Source organism: Klebsiella ornithinolytica (assembly GCF_030505655.1).
GTDB classification, from domain to species: Bacteria; Pseudomonadota; Gammaproteobacteria; order Enterobacterales; family Enterobacteriaceae; genus Klebsiella; species Klebsiella ornithinolytica.
Genome location: NZ_CP130154.1, coordinates 159,783 through 183,042, shown reverse-complemented (window position 1 = coordinate 183,042; position 23,260 = coordinate 159,783). Strand labels below are relative to the sequence as shown.

The window sequence follows — 23,260 nt, the reverse complement described above, 5'->3', positions numbered from 1 at the left end:
GCGATAAGCATTTCTGTTAAAAATACCGCATCGGATAATTTACGAGGGAAACTATATGGCAAGGAGGCAGATTCTTTCTCTGTCGGAAAGAGAATCATTACTGGCATTACCGGACGAAGAGTTAACGCTGACCCGGATGGCGTATTTCAGTGAACATGATCTGGCACTTATCAGTGCCCACCGTAAACCTGCCAGCCGTTTTGGTTTTGCCGTCCTTCTTTGCTATCTGAAAAATGTCGGCTTTACCCCGGATAAAAAAATCCCTCCCTCTGATGCGCTGCTGAAGCATATCGCCAGCAGGCTAAAACTTACCGGGGATCTCTGGCCAGCTTACCTTTCCGGCAGGGAAACCACGCGACGCGAACATTTAACCGAACTGTACCGCTATCTTGGCTTAAAAGCGTTCACCGGCAAAATACAGCAGGACTGTATTACACACCTGCTGCCGATGGCGACGCGCACCGATAAAGGTATTCTCCTGGCCGAAGAACTACTGGTCTGGCTCCGGCAGAACAACGTGATAATCCCCTCGATTGATGTCGTGGAGCGTTCCTGTGCTGAGGCCATGGCAGGCGGCGATAAAATCGTGTTTCAGACCCTGAATGCTCCGTTAACTCCGGCTCACAGGGATGCTCTGGATTGTTTACTTGAGTCATCGGATAATCAGTCTTCCAGGCTGACATGGCTTCTGCAACCTCCGGGTAAAATCAATGGTAAGAACGTGCTGCAACACCTTGATCGGCTCAGTAGCATTGAATCGCTGGCATTACCGGAAGGTATAGATCGTACCATTCACCAGAACCGGTTGCTGAAACTGGCGCGGGAAGGCCGAAAGATGAGCAGCCGGGATTTGACCCGATTTTCAGCAGCCCGGCGTCATGCGATCCTGGTGTGCGTGCTGGAAGAAGCCAGAGCCACACTGACAGACGAAGTGATTGAGTTGCATGAGCGAATGCTGAACAGCCTTTTCAGCAAAGCCAAAAGAACACAGGCTGAGCGCCTTCAGCAGACCGGAAAGCTGATCCAGTCAAAACTGAGGCAGTACATCAATGTCGGTCAGGCGCTGTCTGATGCCCGTGATTCCGGGGGAGATCCATGGCTCGCAATAGAAAACATACTCCCATGGCCTGAATTTGTCGCCAGTCTGGAGGAAACACGCCATCTCGCCAGAAAAAATAATTTTGACCCGCTGCATATTATTACCGAGAAATACAGCACATTACGGAAATATGCCCCGCGCATGTTGTCAGCTTTACAGTTAATCGCAACTCCGGCAGCGCAACCTCTGGCTGATGCGCTGGTTGTGATCAAGGATATGTACCGGAAGCAGTCACGTAAAGTTCCGGCCACCGCGCCGCTTGAGTTTGTCCCAGAAAGTTGGCGCAAGGTGGTAATTACACCTGCGGGTATTGACCGGCAGTACTATGAATTTTGTGCGCTCAGCGAGCTTAAGGGGGCGTTGCGTTCCGGGGACATCTGGGTTAAAGGCTCACGCCGCTACAAAAATTTTGATGATTACCTCATTCCCGAAAAGGACTTTGACAAACTCACACCGGCGCTGCCACTTCCCGTATCTGCTGATTATCATGAGTACATTACCAGCCGTATGACCCTGCTTCAGTCCAGGCTTGAAGAGGTCAATGCCATGGCTGCCCTTGGTGAACTGCCCGATGTGGAAATATCTTACAGGGGCGTAAAAGTCTCTCCGCTGGATAACAGCGTTCCGGTGCAGGTTTCACCGCTGGCAGAGCTGGTTTACAGCATGCTACCGCGCCCTAAAATCACGGAAATTCTCGATGAGGTAAACAGCTGGACGACGTTTACCCGACATTTTTCGCATATAAAAACTGACATTACCCGTCCCGATATCCGCCTGCTTCTCACCACCATTCTTGCGGATGGCATCAATCTTGGCCTGACCAAAATGGCGGAAGCCTGCCCCGGTAGCACCAAATCATCACTCGAAGATATTCAGGCATGGTACATCCGCGACGAAACCTATTCAGCAGCCCTTGCAGAGCTGGTAAACGCGCAGGGGAAAAGGCCGCTGGCGGCATTCTGGGGAGACGGGACAACATCATCATCAGATGGACAGAATTTCAGAACAGGCAGATCAGGCCGCTACGCAGGGCAGGTTAACCCGAAATACGGGCAGGAGCCCGGACGTCAGTTTTATACCCATATTTCGGATCAATACAGCCCGTTTTACACCTGCATAATCAGTCGGGTCAGAGATTCAACCCATGTGCTCGATGGCTTGCTGTACCACGAAAGCGACCTGGAAATCAGGGAGCATTACACCGATACAGCGGGTTTCACCGATCATGTCTTTGCCCTGATGCATCTGCTGGGATTTGCGTTCTGTCCGCGAATCAGGGATCTCCACGACAAGAAGCTATTTATCAAAGGGAAAGCAGGCCAGTACCCGGCGCTTCAGTCACTGATATCAACAACCAGCCTGAATCTGAAAGAGATCGAAATTCACTGGCGTGAAGTGCTGCGTCTGGCAACCTCGATAAAGCAGGGAACCGTGACGGCATCCCTGATGCTGAAAAAGCTTGCCAGCTACCCCAAGCAAAACGGGCTGGCCAAAGCACTGAGAGAAATTGGCCGTATTGAACGAACTCTGTTTATGCTCGACTGGTTCCGCGATCCTGCACTGCGTCGGCGGGTACAGGCGGGGCTGAATAAAGGTGAAGCCCGTAACGCGCTGGCGCGAGCGGTATTTATGCACCGGCTGGGAGAAATCAGGGACCGAAAACCGGAAAATCAGAGCTATCGCGCCAGTGGACTGACGCTCCTGACAGCTGCCATATCCCTGTGGAATACCGTCTATATGGAAAGAGCTGTCGATGCTCTGAAGCGTAAGGGAGTGAAGATCAACGAGCAACTGCTGTCGCATTTGTCCCCGCTAGGCTGGGAACACATCAATCTGACAGGCGATTATATATGGAAAAGCAACCGGATACCGTCAGCCGGTAAGTTTCGTCGGCTGAGGCCAGCTAAATTAGGCAGGTCAAAAAATAACCTTAACGAATGGAAGGGACTTCCCCTGGATATGCGCCTGATTAACTCTTGTGCAATCATGGGGTAAACATAGCCCCGGAGGGATTCGTTATGACCATCACGACTGTCGGTATCGATCTTGCTAAAAATGTGTTCGCTGTTCACTGCGTTGACCAACACGGTAAAACTGTTCTGGTTAAACCCAAAGTATCGCGTGCTGCCCTTCCTGAGCTGATTGCCAGTTTACCTCCCTGTGTTATCGGGATGGAGGCATGCTCCGGGGCTCACTACTGGGCAAGGTTGTTTCGGCAATATGGTCATGAACCACGGCTGATGGCTGCTAAATTTGTATCTCCTTACCGCATGGCCGGTAAATCAGGCAAAAATGATGCAGCTGATGCTCAGGCTATCTGTGAAGCAGTTCGTCGCCCGCATATGCGGTTTGTACCAGTGAAGGATGAGAGCCAGCAGGCGATGCAATGCCTACACCGTATCAGACAGGGTTTTATCGAAGAGAAAACAGCAACATATAACCGATTGAGAGGTTTGATATCGGAATTCGGTGTCATCGCCCCACAAAGTACAGATGCCCTGCGTCACATGGTTTCTGAGCAGAAGAGTTCTTTGCCACTTCAGGTTCAACAATGTGTTAATGACCTGCTGGAACACATTGATCGTATTGAAGATAATATTACTGAATATGACCGGATTTTGTCCCGCATGGCAAAAACAGATCACCGCAGCCAGCGATTGATGGAACTGAAAGGGATTGGTCCCACAACGGCCTGTGCGCTGGTCGCCAGTATCGGTAATGCACACGATTTTAAAAATGGGCGACAACTGGCAGCCTGGCTGGGACTAACGCCATCGCAGTACAGCAGTGGTGGGAAATCAAAGCTTGGCAGGATAACTAAAGCTGGCGATTCGTATCTGCGAACGCTACTGGTTCAGGGGGCTCGTTCGGTTCTGATTGGTGCCGAGAAAAGGACTGATTTATTCAGTCGTTGGGTCTGTTCACTGGTCGATCGCAGAGGATACTGGCGTGCCGTTGTAGCCATCGCCGCCAAAAACGCAAGGCTGTGCTGGGCATCATTGCATTACGGTGATGATTTCAGGCTGTACTCAGCCAGCTAAAGCACGAAACAAAATAACCATCTGACCTGCAATTCGTTGATGATAAAGGGTTAGACCCCGTGAGGCCTATCTGGCTATTGTACAGGATATACGTATCCGCTTAACGAACAAGAACCTCACGCGCGTCTTTCATCAGGGTCCGAATCGATGACGATTCATCATGGCCGTTTATAGTACCGCAGTCTCTCCCCTTTATTTTTACTGAAGAGCAGACAGAAACCATAAACACCGGCGTTGACACGCCGGGGAAGCCCTTATAGTACAATAATTTTCGATATCCAAACTGACCCCTAATAGCCCCAGCTGATGGTGATGTTTTTCTGTGCCAGCACGTGCAGCCACAGCAGGGTTGCGAGGCTGCCGATAGGGGTTATTTTCGGGCCGAGGTCACAGCCGATGACGTTGGCGTAAATCATCGCCTGCTTCACCACGCCCTGTGCGCTACTACCGTCAATCGACAACGCGCCAACCAGCACGGTGGGCATGTTGTTCATGACGGACGAGAGTGCCGCCGTCAGGAAGCCGGTGCCGAGCGTTGCGCCCCATACGCCGTGCTCTGCAAACCGGTTCAGGGCGGCGGAAAGGTAATCAGTCAGTCCGGCGTTACGCAGTCCGTATACCACCAGATACATGCCCAGCGAAAAGATAACGATCTGCCAGGGCGCGCCTTTCAGCACCCTGCCGGCGTCAATCACGTGTCCTTTGCGGGCAACCAGCCAGAGAATAAACGCCGCCACCGCCGCCACCAGGCTGACCGGCACGCCGAGCGGCTCCAGAGCAAAAAAGCCAACCAGCAGAAGAACCAAAACCACCCAGCCAGCCTTAAAGGTTCGTGCATCCCGGATGGCTTCCCGCGGTGCCTTCAGCTTCGCCAGGTCATAGGTGACCGGGATGTCCCTGCGGAAAAAGAGATGAAGCATCACCAGCGTGGCCGCAATGGAGGCAATGTTCACCGGCACCATGACGGATGCGTACTCGCTGAAGCCCAGCGTAAAGAAGTCAGCCGTTACGATGTTCACCAGGTTCGATACGATGAGCGGCAGGCTGGAGGTGTCAGCGATAAAGCCCGCTGCCATCACAAACGCCAGCGTGGAGCCGGGAGTGAATCCCAGCGCCAGCAGCATGGCAATAACGATCGGCGTCAGAATTAGCGCGGCTCCGTCATTGGCAAACAGCGCCGCCACTGCGGCACCCAGCAGAACGATATACGTGAACAGCAGCCGGCCCCTGCCGCCTCCCCAGCGGGAAACGTGCAGCGCGGCCCACTCAAAAAAGCCGGACTCATCGAGCAGCAGGCTGATAATGATGACCGCAATGAACGTGCCCGTGGCGTTCCAGACAATCTGCCAGACCACCGGAATATCACCGATGTGCACCACGCCGGTCAGCAGCGCCAGCGCCGCACCGATGACGGCACTCCAGCCAATGCTCAGCCCCTTCGGCTGCCAGATGACCAGTACCAGCGTCAGGATGAAAATCGCACCTGCCAGAAACATACCCGCTCCTATTGAATACAAATGCCTGTTAAACCGGACTGATAAATTTTCGATGCGTAATATATTCGATAATCCAGATATATACCGGTAAATTTTTAAATGCAGACAGGCTTGCCGTTGGTGGTGGCGTTATCGCGTTCAGCCTGCCGGCTGAGCTGGCGGATATCATCCCGCTGGCAGAGATAAGCCTGTTCGATAACCGCCGCTGCCCACGCCGGCATATGAGGCGACAGACGATAGTGGATCCATTTTCCGTCCCGCCGGTCGGTAAGCAGCCCGTTTTCTCTCAGCAGAGCCAGATGCCGTGAGATTTTGGGCTGAGTTTCTTTCAGCACGGACGTAAGTTCACAGACGCAGAGCTCCCCTTTTTCGCGTAGCAGCAGCACGAGGCTGAGTCGGGTTTCGTCGGAAAGGCTTTTAAAAAGCTGCAGGGGGGACACGGGTGGCATGGTGACTCCTTATTGTGACTGACCTGAGTGTACCTGTGAAACTTTCTCCGTCAAATTTATATTCACTTAATCATATGTATGTGCGAACGCCGGACGAGCCTGAGCATGCAGAAGGACTTTCCGTCCGGATGCGCCTGACCGGCATTCCATGAACAGCGTTTTTGCCCTGCGCGTTGACCCCGTTAACAATTCGTGTAGAGTAAAAAGCGCTTTTTGCCGTGGTTCATCTGCCCGGCGGGCATTTGTGGCCGGTACTGAACGTCTGTTCATCCGGTCTTTCTGATTACCCGCGCTGCTCTGTCAGCCGTGAAGGAGTGATAAACACCACCATGCGTCTTACGCCACCCTGAGTCGTACCCCTCCTCTGTCGCACTGAATAAACTTCGGCGCGCACTCAAAAACATCCCGTCTGCGGATGTGCTTTTTCGTACGTAAAATTTTTGCCCTCACGGGCTGACCGTAATCAAAAACTGAGAAATGACTATGCTGCTGTCCTCGACGCGTAAGGACTGGCTGGGTAACGTCCGTGGTGACGTCCTTGCCGGTATTGTGGTCGCGCTCGCGCTTATTCCCGAAGCGATCGCCTTTTCCATCATCGCCGGAGTCGACCCGCAGGTCGGGCTCTACTCTGCGTTCTGTATTCCCCTGGTTATGGCCTTCCTCGGCGGCCGTCCGGCAATGATATCGTCCGCCACCGGTGCGATGGCGCTGCTGCTGATCACGCTTGTAAAAGACCACGGCCTGCAGTATCTGCTGGCGGCCTCGGCGCTGACCGGCGTACTGCAGCTGGCGGCCGGCTACCTGAAGCTGGGCAGCCTGATGCGCTACGTCTCCCGCTCGGTGGTCACCGGTTTCGTGAACGCGCTGGCCATCCTGATATTTATGGCGCAGCTGCCGGAGCTGACCAACGTCACCTGGCACGTTTATGCCCTGACCGCTGCGGGCCTGGGCATCATTTATCTCTTCCCGTATCTGAACAAAACCATTCCCTCGCCGCTGGTCTGCATCATCGTGCTGACCGCCATTTCCATGTGGCTGCACCTGGACGTGCGCACCGTGGGTGACATGGGCAAACTGCCGGACAGCCTGCCGGTGTTTCTGATCCCGGATATCCCGCTTAACCTCGACACGCTGATGATTATTCTGCCGTACTCGGCAGGACTTGCCGTGGTGGGGCTGCTGGAGTCGATGATGACCGCCACCATCGTGGACGACATGACCGACACGCCGAGCGATAAAAACCGCGAGTGCAAGGCGCAGGGCGTGGCCAACATCTGCACCTCCTTTATCGGCGGCATGGCGGGCTGCGCGATGATTGGCCAGTCGGTGATCAACGTCAAATCGGGCGGGCGCGGGCGGCTTTCCACGCTCACCGCCGGCGTGGTGCTGCTGCTGATGGTGGTGTTCCTGCGCGACTGGGTGTCCCGGATACCCATGGCGGCTCTGGTGGCGGTGATGATCATGGTCTCCATCGGCACCTTCTCCTGGCGCTCCATCAGCAACCTGCGCAGCCATCCGCTGTCAACCAGCGTGGTGATGCTGGCCACCGTGGTGGTGGTGGTGGCGACCGATAACCTGGCGTTTGGCGTGCTCACCGGCGTGCTGATTGCCTCGCTGAACTTCGCCACCAAGGTCGCCCGCTTTATGGCGGTCTCCTCTGAGCTGAAGGACGACACCCGCACCTATACCGTAGCCGGCCAGGTATTCTTTGCCTCATCCGATCGCTTTATGAGCCACTTCGACTTCCGTGAAGCGGTGGAGCGCGTGGTGATTGACGTAACGCACGCCCACTTCTGGGATATCACCTCCGTGAGCGCGCTGGACCGGGTGGTTATCAAGTTCCGTCGCGAAGGCACGGAAGTGGAGATCAAGGGTATGAATGACGCGACCCGCACCCTCGTTGACCGCTTCGGAGTGCATGACAAGCCTGAAGAAGTGGAAAAGCTGATGGGTGGCCATTAATTTACTGGAGAAAGCATCATGAATAACACCGTTATTGCCTGCGTTGACGGCTCGCCGTCAACCCGGCCGGTCTGTGAGTATGCTGCCTGGGCAGCCGGTAAACTTGGCGCGCCGCTGGCGCTGCTGCACGTGCTCGAAAAGAGTGAGACTCCCGCCGTGTCTGACCTGACCGGGAGCATTGGTATTGACAGCCGGGAGCAGCTGACCGAAGCGCTGGTCCGCGTCGAGGGTGAGCGCAGCCGGCTGCTGATGGCGCAGGGCAAGGCCGTGCTGGCCGGCTGTGCGGAGCTCCTGAAGCAGACCGGACAGCCGGACGCACAGCTGCTGCAAAAGCACGGCGCACTGGACGAAATCCTGGCGGAGCTGGGCGAAGTCCGGCTGATGGTGCTGGGGCGCCGCGGGACGCAGAATCAGGTAGGCAGCCATCTGGAAAGCGTCATTCGCCTGCAGAAAAACCCGGTGCTGATTGTGCCGGAGACGTTTACGCCGCCGGCGCGGGTGATGTTTGCGTACGACGGCAGCAGTGAGAGCCGTAAAAACCTGACGCGCCTGACGGTCAGCCCGCTGCTGCACGGCCTGAGCTGTCATATCGTGATGGTCAACGGTGACATGTCAGCCCTGCAGGATGCGCAGGCTGTTCTTCAGGAAGCCGGTATCACGACCGAGACACGCCTGCTGGAAGACGAGTCCGTAACCGGGGCGCTGTGCCGCTACGCGGACGCCCATGATATCGACCTCACGGTAATGGGGGCCTGCGGGCACTCCCGGTTACGGCGATTCTTTATTGGCAGCCACACCACGGAAATGCTGTCTGAAAGCCGTCAGCCCCTGCTGATGCTGCGATGAAACAGGCGGGCCTGATATCAGGCCCGCCTTCACAGGGGAAAGAGGATGACGGGTATGAAGGTAAAGGCGCGTTATTGCGGCGCATCCGTCCTGATACCGGTGGCCAGCAGGCTGGCGCCAAGAATGTAGACCAGGCAGAACAGGGCCTGAAGATGCAGGGTGACATGGTTATCTATCAGCACGCCCATGATTACCGGGGATGCCCCGCTGGCAATCACCGTCCCTGCCTCAACCGCCGAGCGCACCCTGGCCAGCTGCGCCGGACCAAACAGCTGTACCCAGAGCGCGGTGGCAAGCGTTGAGGCAATGGCCGACGATACGCCGGTCATAATCAGGTAAAAAGGCGTCACCCACTGACCGTTGCTGAGCCATAGCGCCAGCATGGCCAGGGCCTGTGGCATCAGAAACCACGGCAGCAGCCTGCGTGGTGAGAGCCGGTCAATCAGCGGGCCAAACGACAGCAGCGATACCGCCTGGGTAATGGCATAGGCAATAAACCATACCGCCACCCACGACAGCTCCCAGCCTTTCTCCTGTGCCAGCCTCGCCTGGTGGAAGAAGAAGCCGGTGGTGATAAAGGGGGAGGCCAGCACGACAGGCAGCGCCAGCAGCAGGTTGCGGTTTCGCCATACCGGCGCCTCTTTTTCTTTCTCCTCACCCCGCTTTCTGAACGTACGCAGCGGCTTCTCTTTCCCGCGGGGCAAAAACATCAGCGCGACCCCCACGCCGGCAACAAGCATTCCGGCATTGATGCCCCAGGCAGCGCGCCATCCCGTCAGCGCGCTTATCTGCACCGCAATCACAGGAAAAACGGCCTGCGCCAGCGAGAGCCCCAGCGCGATGGCGCCGAGCGCCTTGCCTGCATCAAGGGGGAACTGGCGCGCCGTTGCGGTCAGCGCAGTATGCACCATCAGTCCCTGGCCGCCGAGGCGCAGAAAGTAAAACCCGATGCACAGCATCCACGCCGCCTGTGCGCCGGAAACCAGCAGGCAGGCCGTGAGCAGCAAAAGGGTGACCGCCAGCGTGAAGCGGCGGGTCGTGGTGTAGTCAATCAGCCGTCCGGCCCAGGTCAGCGTGATGGCGCTCATCACCGTTCCGATTGCGTACAGGCCGCCCAGTCCGCCGTCGGTGAGCCCAAAGGCCTCACGAAAATCCTGCCCGTAAAGTGAGACAAAATAGGTCTGTCCAAAGCTGGACATGGCCATCAGCATCGCACCGAACGTAAGGTGAGAGGCGTGATGAAACATAAACCGAAAAAGCTGACGCATGAATATCCCTGAAGGCGGGCTGCAGCCCGCCGATTAATCACGACGTGTCCGTACCGGCTGCTGCGGACACGGCGCCTGCGTCCCTGAAGCAGGTACACGCGGGTTCACCGTGAAAGGTGGCAGTCCCGTAACGGATATGAGAGAACGGTACCCGGCGCGGACTGGCTGTCGCGGCAGGCTCTCTGATAAAGGACGGGCGAAGAGAAACTCAGGGTGGCGTAATGTGCATGACTCACAGTCAGATATAAAATGCTGCCGAAACGATAATTTTTAATGCTCTTCAGGTCAAGCCTGAAAACGGGCTCCTCATGCCCGCCGCAGGGGGAGTCGCACAAAAACAGTGGATAGCCGCTTGATTAACGCCCGTGACCGGGCCAGAATTGCGGCGAGGTGATGGCGTTCCACCTTACCCAACCGCTTCCCCTGAGAAGCTGATGACGCCTGATATTACTCCCCTTTAACCGGGAGTATGTCAGGCCGCCCCGTATCATCAGCCTGCATACTCCCTCTGACACAGAGGTAAACCCCGTGAAATCTTATCTGGCCATTATCATTGGTGGATCCGCTGGCTGCCTGATCCGCTGGCTGCTTGGCGCACGCCTGAACAGCCTGTTTCCTGACCTGCCACCGGGCACGCTGGTAGTGAACCTTGCGGGCGGATTTATCATTGGTGCGTCGCTGGCCTGGTTCATGCGCCATCCTGACCTGGATCCGGCCTGGCGATTACTTGTTATCACCGGGCTGTGCGGTGGGCTGACCACGTTTTCCACGTTTTCCCTGGAAATATTCTCACAGCTGCAGTCCGGTAATTATTTCTGGGCGTTTACTTCACTGCTGGTAGGGGTCGTCTCAGAAAACGAAAATAAAGCACGCTAAGCCGGTTGCAGCGGCCGTAGCGGCCTGAACTTGCCCGCGCCGATCTTGGCGCTGCTGCGCCAGAGGTAATCGCCGGTCAGGTTGATGTGCTCCCAGCCGAGCGGCGACAGGTACTGCAACAGGCCGTCATCGACGGCTTGACCGTGGCCACGCAAGGCGTTCGCGGCCCGCTCCAGATAGACCGTGTTCCATAGCACGATGGCCGCCGTCACCAGGTTGAGGCCGCTGGCCCGGTAGCGCTGCTGCTCGAAGCTGCGGTCGCGGATTTCCCCCAGGCGGTTGAAGAACACGGCGCGGGCCAGCGCGTTGCGCGCCTCGCCTTTGTTCAGCCCGGCATGCACGCGGCGGCGCAGCTCGACGCTTTGCAGCCAGTCCAGGATGAACAGTGTGCGCTCGATGCGTCCCAGCTCACGCAGGGCGACGGCCAGGCCGTTCTGGCGCGGGTAGCTGCCAAGCTTCCTGAGCATCAGCGAGGCCGTCGCCGTGCCCTGCTTGATCGAGGTGGCCATCCGCAGGATTTCATCCCAATGGGCGCGGACGTGCTTGATGTTGAGCGTGCCGCCGATCATCGGTTTCAACGCCTCGTAGGTGGCATCGCCCTTCGGGATGTAGAGCTTGGTGTCGCCCAGGTCACGAATGCGCGGGGCGAAGCGGAAGCCCAGCAGGTGCATCAACGCGAAGACGTGGTCCGTGAACCCTGCCGTGTCGGTGTAGTGCTCCTCGATCCGCAGGTCGGATTCGTGATACAGCAGGCCGTCGAGCACGTAGGTCGAGTCGCGCACGCCGACGTTCACGACCTTGGTGTGGAACGGCGCGTACTGGTCGGAGATATGGGTGTAGAACGTCCGCCCTGGGCTGCTGCCGTATTTCGGATTGATGTGGCCGGTGCTCTCGGCCTTGCTGCCGGTGCGGAAGTTCTGGCCGTCCGACGATGACGTGGTGCCGTCGCCCCAATGCCCGGCGAAGGGATGTCGGAACTGCGCGTTGACCAGCTCGGCCAGTGCCGCCCCGTAGGTTTCGTCGCGGATGTGCCAGGCTTGCAGCCAGGCCAGCTTGGCGTAGGTCGTGCCGGGGCACGATTCCGCCATCTTGGTCAGGCCCAGGTTGATCGCGTCGGCGAGGATCGTGGTCAGCAACAGGTTTTTGTCCTTGGCCAGGTCGCCTGACTTCAGGTGGGCGAAGTGCCGGGTGAAGCCCGTCCATTCGTCTACCTCCAGCAGCAATTCGGTGATCTTGACGTGCGGTAGGATCATCGCCGTCTGGTCGATCAGGGCCTGTGCGGTATCGGGCACCGCCGCATCGAGCGGCGTGATCTTCAGGCCCGACTCCGTGATGATGGCGTCCGGCAGCTCGTTGGCCAGCGCCATGCGGTTGACGGTGGCGAGCTGCGTTTCCAGCAGCGTCAGCCGGTCATGCAGGTACTGGTCGCAATCGGTGGCCACGGCCAGCGGCAATTCGCTGGCCTGCTTGAGGCTGGCGAATTTCGCGGGCGGCACCAGGTAGTCCTCGAAGTCCTTGAACTGGCGCGAGCCTTGCACCCAGATGTCGCCGGAGCGCAGCGCGTTCTTCAGCTCCGACAGCGCGCACAGTTCGTAGTAGCGCCGGTCGATGCCGGTGTCGGTCATCACCAGCTTCTGCCAGCGCGGCTTGATGAACTCGGTCGGCGCGTCGGTGGGCACCTTGCGGGCGTTGTCGCTGTTCATGCTGCGCAGCACCTCGATGGCGTCGAGTACGTCCTTGGCGGCGGGCGCGGCCCGCAACTTGAGCACGTCGAGAAATTCCGGCGCGTAGCGGCGCAGCGTGGCGTAGCTCTCGCCGATGCGGTGCAGGAAATCGAAGTCCTCGGGTTGCGCGAGCCGCTGCGCTTCGGTGACGCTCTCGGCGAAAGCATCCCAGGACATGACGGCCTCGATGGCGGCGAACGGATCGCGGCCCGCTTGCTTGGCCTCGATCAGCGCCTGGCCGATGCGCCCGAACAGCCGCACCTTGGCATTGATCGCCTTGCCGGATGCCTGGAACTGCTGCTGATGCTTGTTCTTGGCGGCATTGAACAGCTTGCCCAGGATGCGGTCATGCAGGTCGATGATTTCGTCGGTGACGGTGGCCATGCCCTCGATGGCGAGCGCCACCAGGGTCGCGTAACGCCGCTGCGGCTCGAACTTCGCCAGGTCGGCGGGCGTCATCTGGCCGCCCTCGCGGGCGATCTTGAGCAGCCGGTTCTGGTGAACCAGCCGCTCGATGCCGGAGGGCAGGTCGAGCGCCTGCCACGCCTTGAGGCGTTCGATGTGTTCCAGCATGTGCCGCGAGTTCGGTTTGACCGGGGATTGCCGCAGCCAGGCCAGCCACGTCGTCTTGCCGTTGTCGCGGCGCTTGAGCAGATCGTCGAGGCGACGGCGATGCACGTCCGTCAGCGGCTCAGCCAAGGCGTCGTAGAGACGCCGGTTGGCGCGGGTAATCGCTTCGGCGCTCGCCCGCTCGACGGCGTTGAGGGCGGGCACAATGACCGACTGCCGCCGCAGGTGCTCGATCAAGGCTCTGGCCAGCACGATGCCCTTGTCGGTTTGCATGGCCAGCTCGGTCAGCAACTGGACAGCCTGCCGGTAGTGGCCAATCGTGAACGGCTGGAAGCCGAACACCGTTTGCAGCTCGACCAGGTGCTCGCGTCGGGTCTGCTCACGCTGCCCGTACTCGTCCCAGCTTTCGATGCCGACCTTGAGCTGGTTGGCGACCAGTCTCAGCAATGGCGGGAACGGTGGCTCATCAGCGCCAAGGATGACGCCGGGAAAGCGCAGGTAGCAGAGCTGCACCGCGAAGCCCAGCCGATTGGCCGGGCCGCGCCGCTGCCGGATGATGGAGAGGTCGCTTTCGCTGAACGTGTAGTGACGGATCAACTCATCCTTGGTGTCCGGCAACGCCAGCAGGCTTTCGCGCTCGGCGGCGGAGAGGATCGAACGGCGGGGCATGCGGTTTCCTTCTTCTTGAAAACGTAGGTTTGTGACAAGCCCGCCAAGGCAACCGGCGCGGCACGGGAATCAAGGCATTGCGATTCTCGAAAATAGTTCTTGAAATTCTATTCTTGATTGCATATCATCTCAACGAGTTTCGATAAGAAAGGATGCGCATGCGACCGTCTGTTGTGCTTGACATGAAGCGAAGCGCAGTGCGTGAAGCGGTAGGCCGCTTTCGCGCCGCGAACCCGCGCGTCTTCGGCTCGGTGCTGCATGGCACCGACCGGGATGGCAGCGACCTCGACCTGTTGGTCGATGCGCTGCCCGGTGCCACGTTGTTGGACTTGGGCGATTTGGAAGAAGAACTGAAATCGCTGCTCGGCGTTGACGTCGATCTGCTGACTCCCGGCGACCTGCCGCCGAAGTTCCGGGCCAAGGTGCTCGCGGAGGCGCAACCGATATGAGCGAGAACCGCCTGCCCGATTACCTCGACCACATTCAGCAGGCCGCAACCGATGCGCGCAGCTTCGTGGAAGGGATGGCCAAGGACGACTTCTTGGCCGACAAGCGCACCCAGCAGGCCGTCATCATGAGCCTGATCGTCATCGGCGAGGCGGCCACAAAGGTGATGGATGGCTACGTCGAGTTCACCCAGGCGCATGCCGACGTGCCGTGGCGCAGCATGCGCAATATGCGTAATCGCATGGCTCACGGCTATTTCGACATCAACCTCGATGTGGTGTGGGAGACGGTACAGGAATGGCTGCCGGCGTTGCTCCAGCAATTGCCCGCCGTGCGTCAGGATGCCGACGATGAAGACCGTAACGACAACTGTGAAAGAGGGATCTCCGATGACTGTTGAATCGAGAATATTTTCTGTAGCCGAGTATGTTCAGCCGTCCGAAGGCGAGCCTATTCGTTCCGTTGTGCTTGAAACCCGAGACTCAATTATCGTGGTTTGGCATGTCCATCCCGGGCAGGAAATTGCGGCTCACATTCATCCTCACGGCCAAGACACGTGGACTGTTTTGTCGGGAATGGCTGATTACTTTCAGGGCAATGGGATTGTTCGTGCCCTCAGGGAAGGTGAGATAGCCGTGGCAAGACCGGGCCAAGTGCACGGGGCGCGAAATACAGGTACCGAGCCATTTGTGTTAGTCTCGGTTGTGGCATCAGCCAATGCCGGTTTCGTATTGGCTGAGCGATAGAGCCCAATCTCTGGAGTTGGTCCAATGAGCGGTCGGGGAGATAGGTAACAGACATGCAGCGGACACGGCTGCTAAACCAGGTCGCAAACCTCCTTGCGTCGCAGCGTGCCGCAAGCGACGCGATCAATCGAATGGGGTCGGCATGAGACTGAACACCATCCAGTTCCCGACCGCGTAGCCGCCTGTCCTGCCGATCAGGTCTTGACCATCGACGCCTGGGATCAGTCCTGAATGTTCTTGGAGACCACTACGTTATGAGCCGCAGCCGCCGCAAAACACCCATCGTCGGGCACACGACCTGCGGCAGCGAGCGCGAGGACAAGAAGCTCTGGCATCAGCGCTGGCGCACCCGTGAGCGCACGGCGCTGACCAGCGCGTCGCCCGAAGCCCTGAGCGCCCATCTGCCCCTGCTGGAAAACCAGGCCAGCAGCGTCTGGTCGATGGGCAAGGATGGCCGCTCCTACTGGCCCGTCAAGCGCCAGGCCGCCACGGCGGATCGCATCGCCAATCACAAGGGACGCAACCCGCAAGAACGCGCCTCCCTGAAAAAGCGCCTGCTGCGCAAGTGGATGAGCAAATGAAGCTCTCCTTCCATCAGCACATTGCGCTGTTCTGGATGATCGGTGCTCCGGGCGTCTTCGCGCCCGTGATCGAGAACGCCAAGCGGCCCGATGCCGGCGCCGTCATGGCGTGGGGTGTCGCGATCGTGGCGGTGATGATCCTCTTCACCCCTTTGCTGCTGCGCTGTCCACCATTCCGGCGCTGGTATGGCCGGACGGATGCGCTGTCGGAGCGGCAGCGCCAGGCGCTTGCCGAGCGCGGCCTGCGCCGCTACTACCAGACCGCTTTCGATGACGGCTACGTGCCCCGCGTGATGCCCTACGTGTGGCGCATCATCTGGACGGTCGGCGGGTTGATGGCTGTGACCGCCGTACTGCCTACCAACACCGGACGGCCAGCCTTCGATGCCTTGGTGGTCTTCTCGACCTGGTATCCGATAGGCGTGATGCTGCTGGTTTTCGCGTCGAGGCCCCTTGGCCGGTTGATTCGCCAAAGAGCACAGGAGCGGCGGAAATGAGCACGTCAACCATCGAGGCGCTGGCCAGCGCCTGGGCAAGGATTGCCGAGGAAGCGGAATTCCCCGCTGACTACGAGGGGACTGCCACACCACAAGCGCATCGGGCTAGCGAAGCTATTCAGGAGCAGATTCGGGAGCGCATCGTCGCCACCAACGACATGCGGCTGTTCAGCCTGCTGCACCTGCTGGGTCAGGCGTCGCTGCGCATGGAGCAAGCGCTGTGGCCGGAGGATTACGAGCGGATGACGCGCGAGGTTGAGGAAGCCCTGCGGCAAGCCACCGACGCCAACGCCAGATCGTACACCCACGAAGAAGTGATGCAGGCGATGCAGGAACGCATCGACCGGGCGCGAGACAAGCCATGTTGATTGGCTATGCGCGCGTCTCGACGCAGGATCAGAACCTGGAGCTGCAACGCGAAGCCTTGAGCAAGGCCGGATGTAAAAAGGTCTTCGAGGACAAGGTGAGTGGCACGCGGGCAGACCGGCCTGGCTTGGCCAAGACGCTCGAAATGCTGCGCGAAGGCGATACTTTGGTCGTCTGGAAGCTCGACCGGCTGGGCCGGTCGGTCAAGCAACTGGTCGATCTGGTCGGCGATCTGCACAAGCACGGTGTCCAGTTCAGGAGCCTCACCGACTCCATCGACACCGGCACACCATCCGGGCGGTTCTTCTTCCACGTCATGGCGAGCCTTGCCGAAATGGAGCGCGAGCTGACCGTCGAGCGCACCCGCGCCGGGCTGGAAGTCGCCAAGCAGCTCGGCCGCAAAGGCGGCCGCAAGCCGAAGATGACCGACAGCAAGATCGAGTCGGCCAAGAAGCTGCTGGCCAGCGGGGTGCCGCCCAAGGACGTGGCCAAGAACCTCGGCGTGTCCATTCCGACGCTGTACCGCTGGGTGCCAGCCTCCACGCACGCTTAGCGTGCTTTATTTTCCGTTTTCTGAGACGACCCCTGGTACACGTAACCGGCTCCATTCTGATGACTGCCCTGGGTTTTTTTGTCGTCACATGGCTGCTGTGAGCGTGTGGCTGATGACGGATAAAAATGCCCCTGCCTGCGGCAGCTTTACAGGGCTTTACCTCTTCCGCCTGAAGCGGGCCGGACGTTATGATAAAATTAACGTCACGCTAATTCGTTAATTTATCAGCAATTAATTATCGTATTTTTTATATCTTCAGCGTAGCTCAGCCGGCTTATCCTCTGATAACCAGCGGTTGTATATCAGGGGAAGGCCTGTTTTTTTTGAATAAAGGGAGGGAGTGTGTCAGAAATCCCAGACAGAAATAAAAAGAGGATGTCAGAAGTGCCATCTGCATTTTTCAGCTCGCCCGCAGCCGGCGGCATCGTGCTCATCATCGCCTCAGCAGCCGCTATCATCGTGGCTAACTCTCCGCTCAGGGAGGGATATGAGGTATTCCTGAAATACAACGCCGCCGGCCTCTCCGTTGAGCACTGGATAAACGACGCCCTGATGGCCGTGTTCTTCATGATGGTCGGCCTGGAAATCAAGCGCGAGCTTCTCACCGGTCAGCTTGCCACCTGGGGCCAGCGCGCGCTGCCGGGATTTGCCGCGCTGGGCGGGATGGCCGTGCCTGCGGCCATTTACGTATGGTTTAATGCGGGCAGCGATGAAACCCTCGCTGGCTGGGCAATTCCTGCCGCCACGGACATTGCCTTTGCGCTCGGGGTACTGGCACTGCTGGGCAGTCGCGTACCTGCCTCGCTGAAAATTTTCCTGTCGGCGCTGGCTATTCTGGACGACATGGGCGCAGTGGCTATTATTGCGCTCTTCTATACCAGTAATATTTCGTTTCTGATGCTGGCCGGTGCGGCGGTCACGGTTGCTCTGCTGTTTATCATGAACCGTGCCGGGATTACCCGGCTGTTTCCCTATCTGCTGGCGGGGGGCGTGCTGTGGTTTTTCATGCTTCAGTCCGGGGTGCACGCCACCATCGCGGGTATCCTGCTGGCGCTCTTTATCCCGCTGCGGGTAACCGATCCGGATAAACAATCCCCTCTTGCCCGGCTGGAGCACGGCATCAATCCGTGGGTGACGTTTCTGATACTGCCGCTGTTTGGCTTCGCAAATGCGGGGGTCGCGCTCTCCGGTATGACGGCTGATGACCTGATGTCGCCGGTACCGGTCGGCGTTGCGCTGGGCCTGTTTGTTGGCAAGCAGGCGGGCATTTTCGGCCTGTCGCTGCTGGCCGTCAGCCTGGGCCTGGCAAAACGGCCTGAAAAAAGTACCTGGCTGCAGGTTTACGGCGTATCGGTCCTGTGCGGAATAGGGTTTACCATGAGCCTGTTTATCGGCAACCTGGCGTTTGCAGAAAGCCCCCTGTTGGTGGACGAGGTCAAGGTGGGGGTACTTGCCGGCTCTGTACTGGCAGCACTGGCGGGTATGCTGATACTGCGCTTTTCTCCTTCGCATCCTTCCCGGTAACGCATTCGGGTCCGGAAAATCCCCGTGATGACGGGGATTTTTATTTCCCTGCAAACTTATTAATCAACAGGGCCACCTTCATTACCGTCGGCATTTATTCAGGTGCTTATCATCACACTGGTGCCCGCATTTATAGTTTGCCGAAAAAATTCGCACCGTTAATCATGCAGGTACAAACAAAAAGCAGTCTTTTTGTCAATCATGGCAACTTTTCCTGGCCGCCCCCGGTTATGTCGGTTCTCTCGCCTGTTATTAATGTAGCGGGTAATGTCCCATTTCAAAAAGGGGAAAGGGAGAGGCATGCTGATGTCTAAAATCAGAATGCCCCCGGAGTTCTGTTTATGGATGAGAACCTACAGCTGCTTGTGTCCTGCCAGAATTTTCAGGCCAATGATACCCGCCAGAATCAGTCCGAAACAGGCAATGCGTAACAGGCCCTTATCTTCATTTAAGTAAATTATTCCGTACGCTGCTGTCCCTAAAGCACCAATCCCGACCCAGACCGCATAAGCGGTTCCTACAGGAATAGTCCGTGTTGCCAGGGACAAAAAGTACATGCTCACACCGATAAATGTCAGGCAAAAAATACTGGGGTAGATCCGGGTAAATCCCTCAGTCCGGAGCATTGACGCGGCATAAAAGACTTCGGCTATGCCGGCAATCACCAGATACATCCATCCATTCATAAAACTCCTTTAACGGCTCATCAAAACCAGCAATATTGTGGGCAATGTTAACTCTGTTTTTAAGCAGGGGATCATCAGCATCAACCGCGAAACCCTTTCCGGCACAGGAAAAAATCGCTGCCTGCGTCGGGTTAACTGCCTGGGCCCAGTTTTTTTAACCTGAAATAGGTGGCCCTGGATATGCCGGTTTTCTCCATCACCAGTTTAATGGGCGTTTCGTGCCGGATAAGCTCCAGTGCGGCGGCCGATTTGTGATGAGGTTTCCGTCCAAACCTGACGCCTGCCGCCATGGCGATGACCCGGCCTTCGTTTGTGCGCTCCAGGATCCGCTCCCGCTCAGCTTCAGCAACGGCAGCAAGGATCTGAATGACCATTTTACCCATCGTGCCTTCAGTACTCAGTCCATTCTCCAGAAACCGGATGGCTATTCCCTTTTTATAGCAGGCATCAACAATGTGGATCATATCCGCTGTGTTGCGGCCAAGCCGGTCCATTTTGGTACACATGATAATGTCATCTTGTTCGGCACGGGCAAGCAGCCGTTGTAACCCTTCACGTTCGTCCGTGGCGCCCGACATCATGTCAGTAAAAATCCGGTCATCTCTGACGCCTGAAGATTTCAGCTCCATGATCTGCGCCGTCAGTTTCTGATGGCTCGTTGATACCCTTGCATATCCCAGTAATGCCATATTGGTCTCACAAATCGATACTGATACTGCGTAGTATCATAAAGCATAAAACACGATTTTTGATACTCATGTAAGCACGCACTTTAAAAGGTCTCAAAACTTATAATATCTGAGACTATCAAAATTTGAGCAGAGCGATACCCTTACGAAAGGATGCGGGATGAGTGACGGTTTTCTGACCAGTGAACAGACCGAAAACTACGGACGGTATGCCGCCGAGCCTAACGAGGTTCAGCTGGCCCGGTATTTTCATCTTGATGAACGCGATCTTGTTTTTATTAATCAGCGCCGGGGGAAACATAACCGATTTGGGATTGCCCTTCAGCTAACCACGGCCCGTTTTCTGGGAACCTTCCAGACCGATCCCTTGCAAATACCTCCCGGCGTCCGAAATTACGTTGCATTACAGCTGAACATTCATCGCCCTGAGATCATGGCCCGATACGCCCAGAGAGAGAATACCCGTTGGGAGCATCAAAGGCTGATCAGGCAACACTCTGACTACCATGATTTTGGCGATTTCCCCTGGTCGTTCAGACTGAAACGTCTGCTTTATATCCGCACATGGCTCAGTAACGAGCGCCCCGGTCTGATGTTCGATTTTGCCACGGCATGGTTGCTCCAGAATAAAGTATTGTTGCCCGCAGCCTCAGCGCTGACGAGGCTCATTGGCGAAATTCGTGAGCGGGCAAGCAGGCGTTTGTGGCGCAGACTGGCTGCATTACCTGACAGCTGGCAGACTGAGCAACTGGCCGGTCTGCTTGTCATACCGGAAGGACAGCGGGTTTCCGTGATGGAGCAGATACGAAAAGGGCCCGTCAACGTCAGTGGTCCGGCCTTTACTGACGCACTTCAGCGCTACACACGCCTGCGCAGCCTGGAGTTTTCCCGGCTGAATTTTGCCGGGCTGCCTGCAATTCAACTCCGCAACCTGGCTCGTTATGCTGGCATGGCTTCGGTAAAATATATCGCCAGAATGCCGGAGGAACGGCGGCTGGCCATCCTGACCGCGTTTGTTAAAGCACAGGAAATTTTGGCACTCGATGAGGCTGTCGATGTTCTGGATCTGCTGATCCTCAATATCACGCGTTCAGCGAAGCAAACCGGGCAGAAAAAACGGCTCAGAACGCTCAAAGATCTTGATCGCGCGGCGCTACTTCTGGCACATGCATGTACGCTTTTACTGGATGATAAAATGGATGACGCAGCGCTGCGTCAGACTATTTTCAGCCACGTACCAAAGAACCGGCTGGCGGAATCCGTAGGTAAAGTCAATGAGCTTGCCCGCCCGCAGGACACAAATTTCCAGGATGAAATGGTCGAGCAATATGGACGGGTTAAGCGCTTTCTGCCAGCGATGCTGCGTGATTTACATTTTCAGTCTGCCCCTGCCGGCGAAAATACGCTATCGGCCATACATTACCTGGCCGAACTGAGTGGTTCGAAAAAACGCCTCCTGGAGAATGCGCCTGAGCAGATCATTACAGGTCCCTGGAAACGTCTGGTGTACGACTCCGAAGGCCGGATACAGCGTGCAGGATACTCATTGTGCCTGCTGGAACGCCTTCAGGATTCGCTGCGTCGCCGCGATATCTGGCTGGAGAACAGCGATCGCTGGGGCGATCCGCGTCAGAAGTTTCTTCAGGGGAAAGAATGGCAGGCTCAGCGGATCGCCGTATGCCGGGCGCTTGGACACCCCACCGATGGTGGAAATGCCGTTAAACAGCTGGCAACCGAACTGGACGAAACCTGGAAAACGGTGGCCTCACGCTTTGAGCTGAATGCTGCCGTGAGCATCTGTCATCAGGGTAAATATCCGTCCCTGACCATCAGCAGTCTGGAAAAACTGGAAGAACCGCAGCCGCTGATTCTTCTGAACAGCCGCGTCAGGCAGCTGGTCCCCCCTGTTGATCTGACAGAGCTGCTGCTTGAAATTGACGCCCGGACTGGTTTTACCCGCGAATTCACTCATGTGAGTGAGTCTGAAGCCCGTGCTCAGGATCTTAACATCAGCCTGTGTGCCGTACTGCTCGCTGAAGCCTGCAATATCGGACATGAACCGCTGATCAAACACAGTATTCCGGCACTGACCCGCCACCGTCTGAGCTGGGTAAAACAAAACTACATTCGGGCTGAAACGCTGGTCAGCGCTAATGCCCGGTTGGTCGATTTTCAGTCCACGCTGGAACTGTCTGAGCGCTGGGGCGGCGGAGAAGTGGCTTCTGCAGATGGGATGCGCTTTGTCACTCCTGTAAAAACGCTGAACTCTGGCCCTAACAGAAAATACTTTGGCTCAGGGCGTGGGATCACCTGGTACAATTTTGTTTCTGACCAGTATTCCGGCTTTCACGGCATCGTTATCCCCGGTACGTTGCGTGACTCTATCTTTGTGCTGGAAGGGCTTCTGGAGCAGCAGACGGGGCTGAATCCGGTGGAGATTATGACGGACACTGGAGGGTCCAGCGACATTATCTTTGGCCTGTTCTGGCTGCTGGGCTACCAGTTTTCGCCCCGCCTGGCAGATGCCGGTGAGGCGGTATTTTGGCGTGCAGATAAAAATGCGAACTACGGGGTACTGGATGAGCTGGCGCGGGGATGCGTTGAACTGTCAAAGATAGAAACCCAATGGGATGAAATGATGAGGGTTTCCGGTTCTCTGAAGCTGGGTACAGTCCACGCCTCAGAACTTGTGGGCTCGCTTTTAAAAAGTTCCCGTCCGTCAGGGCTGGCGCAGGCGATTATGGAGGTGGGACGGGTCAACAAGACGCTGTACCTCCTCAACTACATTGATGATGAAGAATATCGTCGCAGGATACTGACTCAGCTTAACCGGGGAGAAGGCCGTCACGCCGTGGCAAGGGCGATCTGTTACGGCCAACGTGGTGAGATTAGAAAACGTTACCGTGAGGGGCAGGAGGATCAACTGGGTGCGCTGGGGCTTGTCACTAACGCAGTTGTATTGTGGAACACGCTTTATATGCAGGAAGCGCTATCACATTTGCGCAGCGCTGGTGAGATCCCGGAAGACGAGCATATCTCACGCCTGTCGCCACTGATGTACGGTCATATCAACATGCTGGGACATTATACGTTCACGCTGCCGGAAAATATTCTGAAGGGAGAGTTGAGGCCATTAAATTTCAATTCAAACAATGAATTATTGCCTTAACG

The 23,260-nt window shown here is 57.1% G+C and carries 19 protein-coding genes, 1 pseudogene and 1 riboswitch; of the genes and pseudogenes, 14 read left to right on the top strand and 6 right to left on the bottom strand.

Annotated elements, in window-relative coordinates:
• The first annotated feature begins 55 nt into the window (after positions 1-55).
• Together Q1L34_RS27185 and Q1L34_RS27180 are read left to right on the top strand one after the other, a co-directional pair.
• A complete protein-coding gene (locus tag Q1L34_RS27185) occupies positions 56-3,094 on the top strand; it encodes a Tn3 family transposase (protein ID WP_015062840.1) in 3,039 nt (1,012 codons plus the stop codon).
• 23 nt (positions 3,095-3,117) lie between these two features.
• On the top strand, positions 3,118-4,140 hold the full coding sequence (locus tag Q1L34_RS27180; RefSeq protein ID WP_001572362.1) for an IS110 family RNA-guided transposase: 1,023 nt from the start codon (positions 3,118-3,120) through the stop codon (positions 4,138-4,140).
• Between the two features lie 293 nt (positions 4,141-4,433).
• Here Q1L34_RS27180 and Q1L34_RS27175 read toward each other — a convergent pair.
• Both Q1L34_RS27175 and Q1L34_RS27170 read right to left on the bottom strand, forming a co-directional pair.
• Positions 4,434-5,636 (bottom strand): annotated as a pseudogene (locus Q1L34_RS27175) (arsenic transporter); the annotation flags it as partial.
• Positions 5,637-5,731: 95 nt separating this feature from the next.
• The gene (locus Q1L34_RS27170; protein WP_001549886.1) at positions 5,732-6,085 is read right to left on the bottom strand and encodes a metalloregulator ArsR/SmtB family transcription factor; all 354 of its coding nucleotides are present in this window, start codon (positions 6,083-6,085) and stop codon (positions 5,732-5,734) included.
• A 483-nt stretch (positions 6,086-6,568) separates the two neighbouring features.
• Between Q1L34_RS27170 and Q1L34_RS27165 the strand changes: the two genes are divergently transcribed.
• Complete coding sequence (locus Q1L34_RS27165; RefSeq protein ID WP_001549885.1) at positions 6,569-8,047, top strand: SulP family inorganic anion transporter; 1,479 nt, start codon at positions 6,569-6,571, stop codon at positions 8,045-8,047.
• An 18-nt stretch (positions 8,048-8,065) separates the two neighbouring features.
• Positions 8,066-8,893 (top strand): universal stress protein, encoded by an 828-nt coding sequence (locus tag Q1L34_RS27160; RefSeq protein WP_004118529.1) that lies wholly within the window; start codon positions 8,066-8,068, stop codon positions 8,891-8,893.
• 71 nt (positions 8,894-8,964) lie between these two features.
• Here Q1L34_RS27160 and Q1L34_RS27155 read toward each other — a convergent pair whose 3' ends face one another.
• Entirely contained in the window at positions 8,965-10,161 is a 1,197-nt protein-coding gene (locus Q1L34_RS27155) for an MFS transporter (RefSeq protein WP_001549953.1), read from the bottom strand.
• A 380-nt stretch (positions 10,162-10,541) separates the two neighbouring features.
• A riboswitch (Fluoride riboswitch) is annotated at positions 10,542-10,612 on the top strand.
• 77 nt (positions 10,613-10,689) lie between these two features.
• Between Q1L34_RS27155 and crcB the strand changes: the two genes are divergently transcribed.
• Positions 10,690-11,037: a fluoride efflux transporter CrcB gene (crcB, locus tag Q1L34_RS27150; RefSeq protein ID WP_085903546.1), complete on the top strand. Its 348-nt coding sequence runs from the start codon at positions 10,690-10,692 to the stop codon at positions 11,035-11,037.
• On the opposite strand, the gene Q1L34_RS27145 is transcribed toward crcB, so the two are convergent.
• Positions 11,034-14,000, bottom strand: a complete 2,967-nt coding sequence (locus Q1L34_RS27145; protein ID WP_015065644.1) for a Tn3-like element ISPa38 family transposase — start codon at positions 13,998-14,000, stop codon at positions 11,034-11,036. The genes crcB and Q1L34_RS27145 overlap by 4 nt on opposite strands.
• 158 nt (positions 14,001-14,158) lie before the next feature.
• Between Q1L34_RS27145 and Q1L34_RS27140 the strand changes: the two genes are divergently transcribed.
• The 8 genes from Q1L34_RS27140 (at position 14,159) to nhaA (ending at position 18,714) form a co-directional block, all read left to right on the top strand.
• Positions 14,159-14,449, top strand: a complete 291-nt coding sequence (locus Q1L34_RS27140; RefSeq protein ID WP_001247892.1) for a nucleotidyltransferase family protein — start codon at positions 14,159-14,161, stop codon at positions 14,447-14,449.
• Positions 14,446-14,847 (top strand): HepT-like ribonuclease domain-containing protein, encoded by a 402-nt coding sequence (locus Q1L34_RS27135; protein ID WP_001293886.1) that lies wholly within the window; start codon positions 14,446-14,448, stop codon positions 14,845-14,847. Before Q1L34_RS27140 ends, Q1L34_RS27135 begins: the two co-directional genes overlap by 4 nt.
• Positions 14,837-15,193 (top strand): cupin domain-containing protein, encoded by a 357-nt coding sequence (locus Q1L34_RS27130; RefSeq protein ID WP_000215515.1) that lies wholly within the window; start codon positions 14,837-14,839, stop codon positions 15,191-15,193. The genes Q1L34_RS27135 and Q1L34_RS27130 overlap by 11 nt, the downstream gene beginning before the upstream one ends.
• A gap of 254 nt (positions 15,194-15,447) precedes the next feature.
• Positions 15,448-15,774, top strand: a complete 327-nt coding sequence (locus Q1L34_RS27125; RefSeq protein ID WP_003100858.1) for a hypothetical protein — start codon at positions 15,448-15,450, stop codon at positions 15,772-15,774.
• Positions 15,771-16,271: a hypothetical protein gene (locus Q1L34_RS27120; RefSeq protein WP_003100856.1), complete on the top strand. Its 501-nt coding sequence runs from the start codon at positions 15,771-15,773 to the stop codon at positions 16,269-16,271. The genes Q1L34_RS27125 and Q1L34_RS27120 overlap by 4 nt, the downstream gene beginning before the upstream one ends.
• Positions 16,268-16,639 (top strand): hypothetical protein, encoded by a 372-nt coding sequence (locus Q1L34_RS27115; RefSeq protein ID WP_003100853.1) that lies wholly within the window; start codon positions 16,268-16,270, stop codon positions 16,637-16,639. Before Q1L34_RS27120 ends, Q1L34_RS27115 begins: the two co-directional genes overlap by 4 nt.
• Positions 16,633-17,190 carry a recombinase family protein gene (locus Q1L34_RS27110; protein WP_003100847.1) on the top strand — a complete coding sequence of 186 codons (558 nt, stop codon included), beginning with the start codon at positions 16,633-16,635 and terminating at the stop codon, positions 17,188-17,190. Before Q1L34_RS27115 ends, Q1L34_RS27110 begins: the two co-directional genes overlap by 7 nt.
• Positions 17,191-17,565: 375 nt before the next feature.
• The gene (gene nhaA / locus Q1L34_RS27105; protein WP_011977829.1) at positions 17,566-18,714 is read left to right on the top strand and encodes a Na+/H+ antiporter NhaA; all 1,149 of its coding nucleotides are present in this window, start codon (positions 17,566-17,568) and stop codon (positions 18,712-18,714) included.
• 353 nt (positions 18,715-19,067) lie between these two features.
• Here the strand turns inward: nhaA and Q1L34_RS27100 are convergent, their stop codons facing one another.
• Positions 19,068-19,400 carry a DMT family transporter gene (locus Q1L34_RS27100; RefSeq protein WP_004118538.1) on the bottom strand — a complete coding sequence of 111 codons (333 nt, stop codon included), beginning with the start codon at positions 19,398-19,400 and terminating at the stop codon, positions 19,068-19,070.
• A 131-nt stretch (positions 19,401-19,531) separates the two neighbouring features.
• Positions 19,532-20,089 (bottom strand): recombinase family protein, encoded by a 558-nt coding sequence (locus Q1L34_RS27095; RefSeq protein ID WP_327204594.1) that lies wholly within the window; start codon positions 20,087-20,089, stop codon positions 19,532-19,534.
• A gap of 160 nt (positions 20,090-20,249) precedes the next feature.
• Between Q1L34_RS27095 and Q1L34_RS27090 the strand changes: the two genes are divergently transcribed.
• A complete protein-coding gene (locus tag Q1L34_RS27090) occupies positions 20,250-23,258 on the top strand; it encodes a Tn3 family transposase (RefSeq protein ID WP_004118541.1) in 3,009 nt (1,002 codons plus the stop codon).
• Positions 23,259-23,260: the final 2 nt, after the last annotated feature.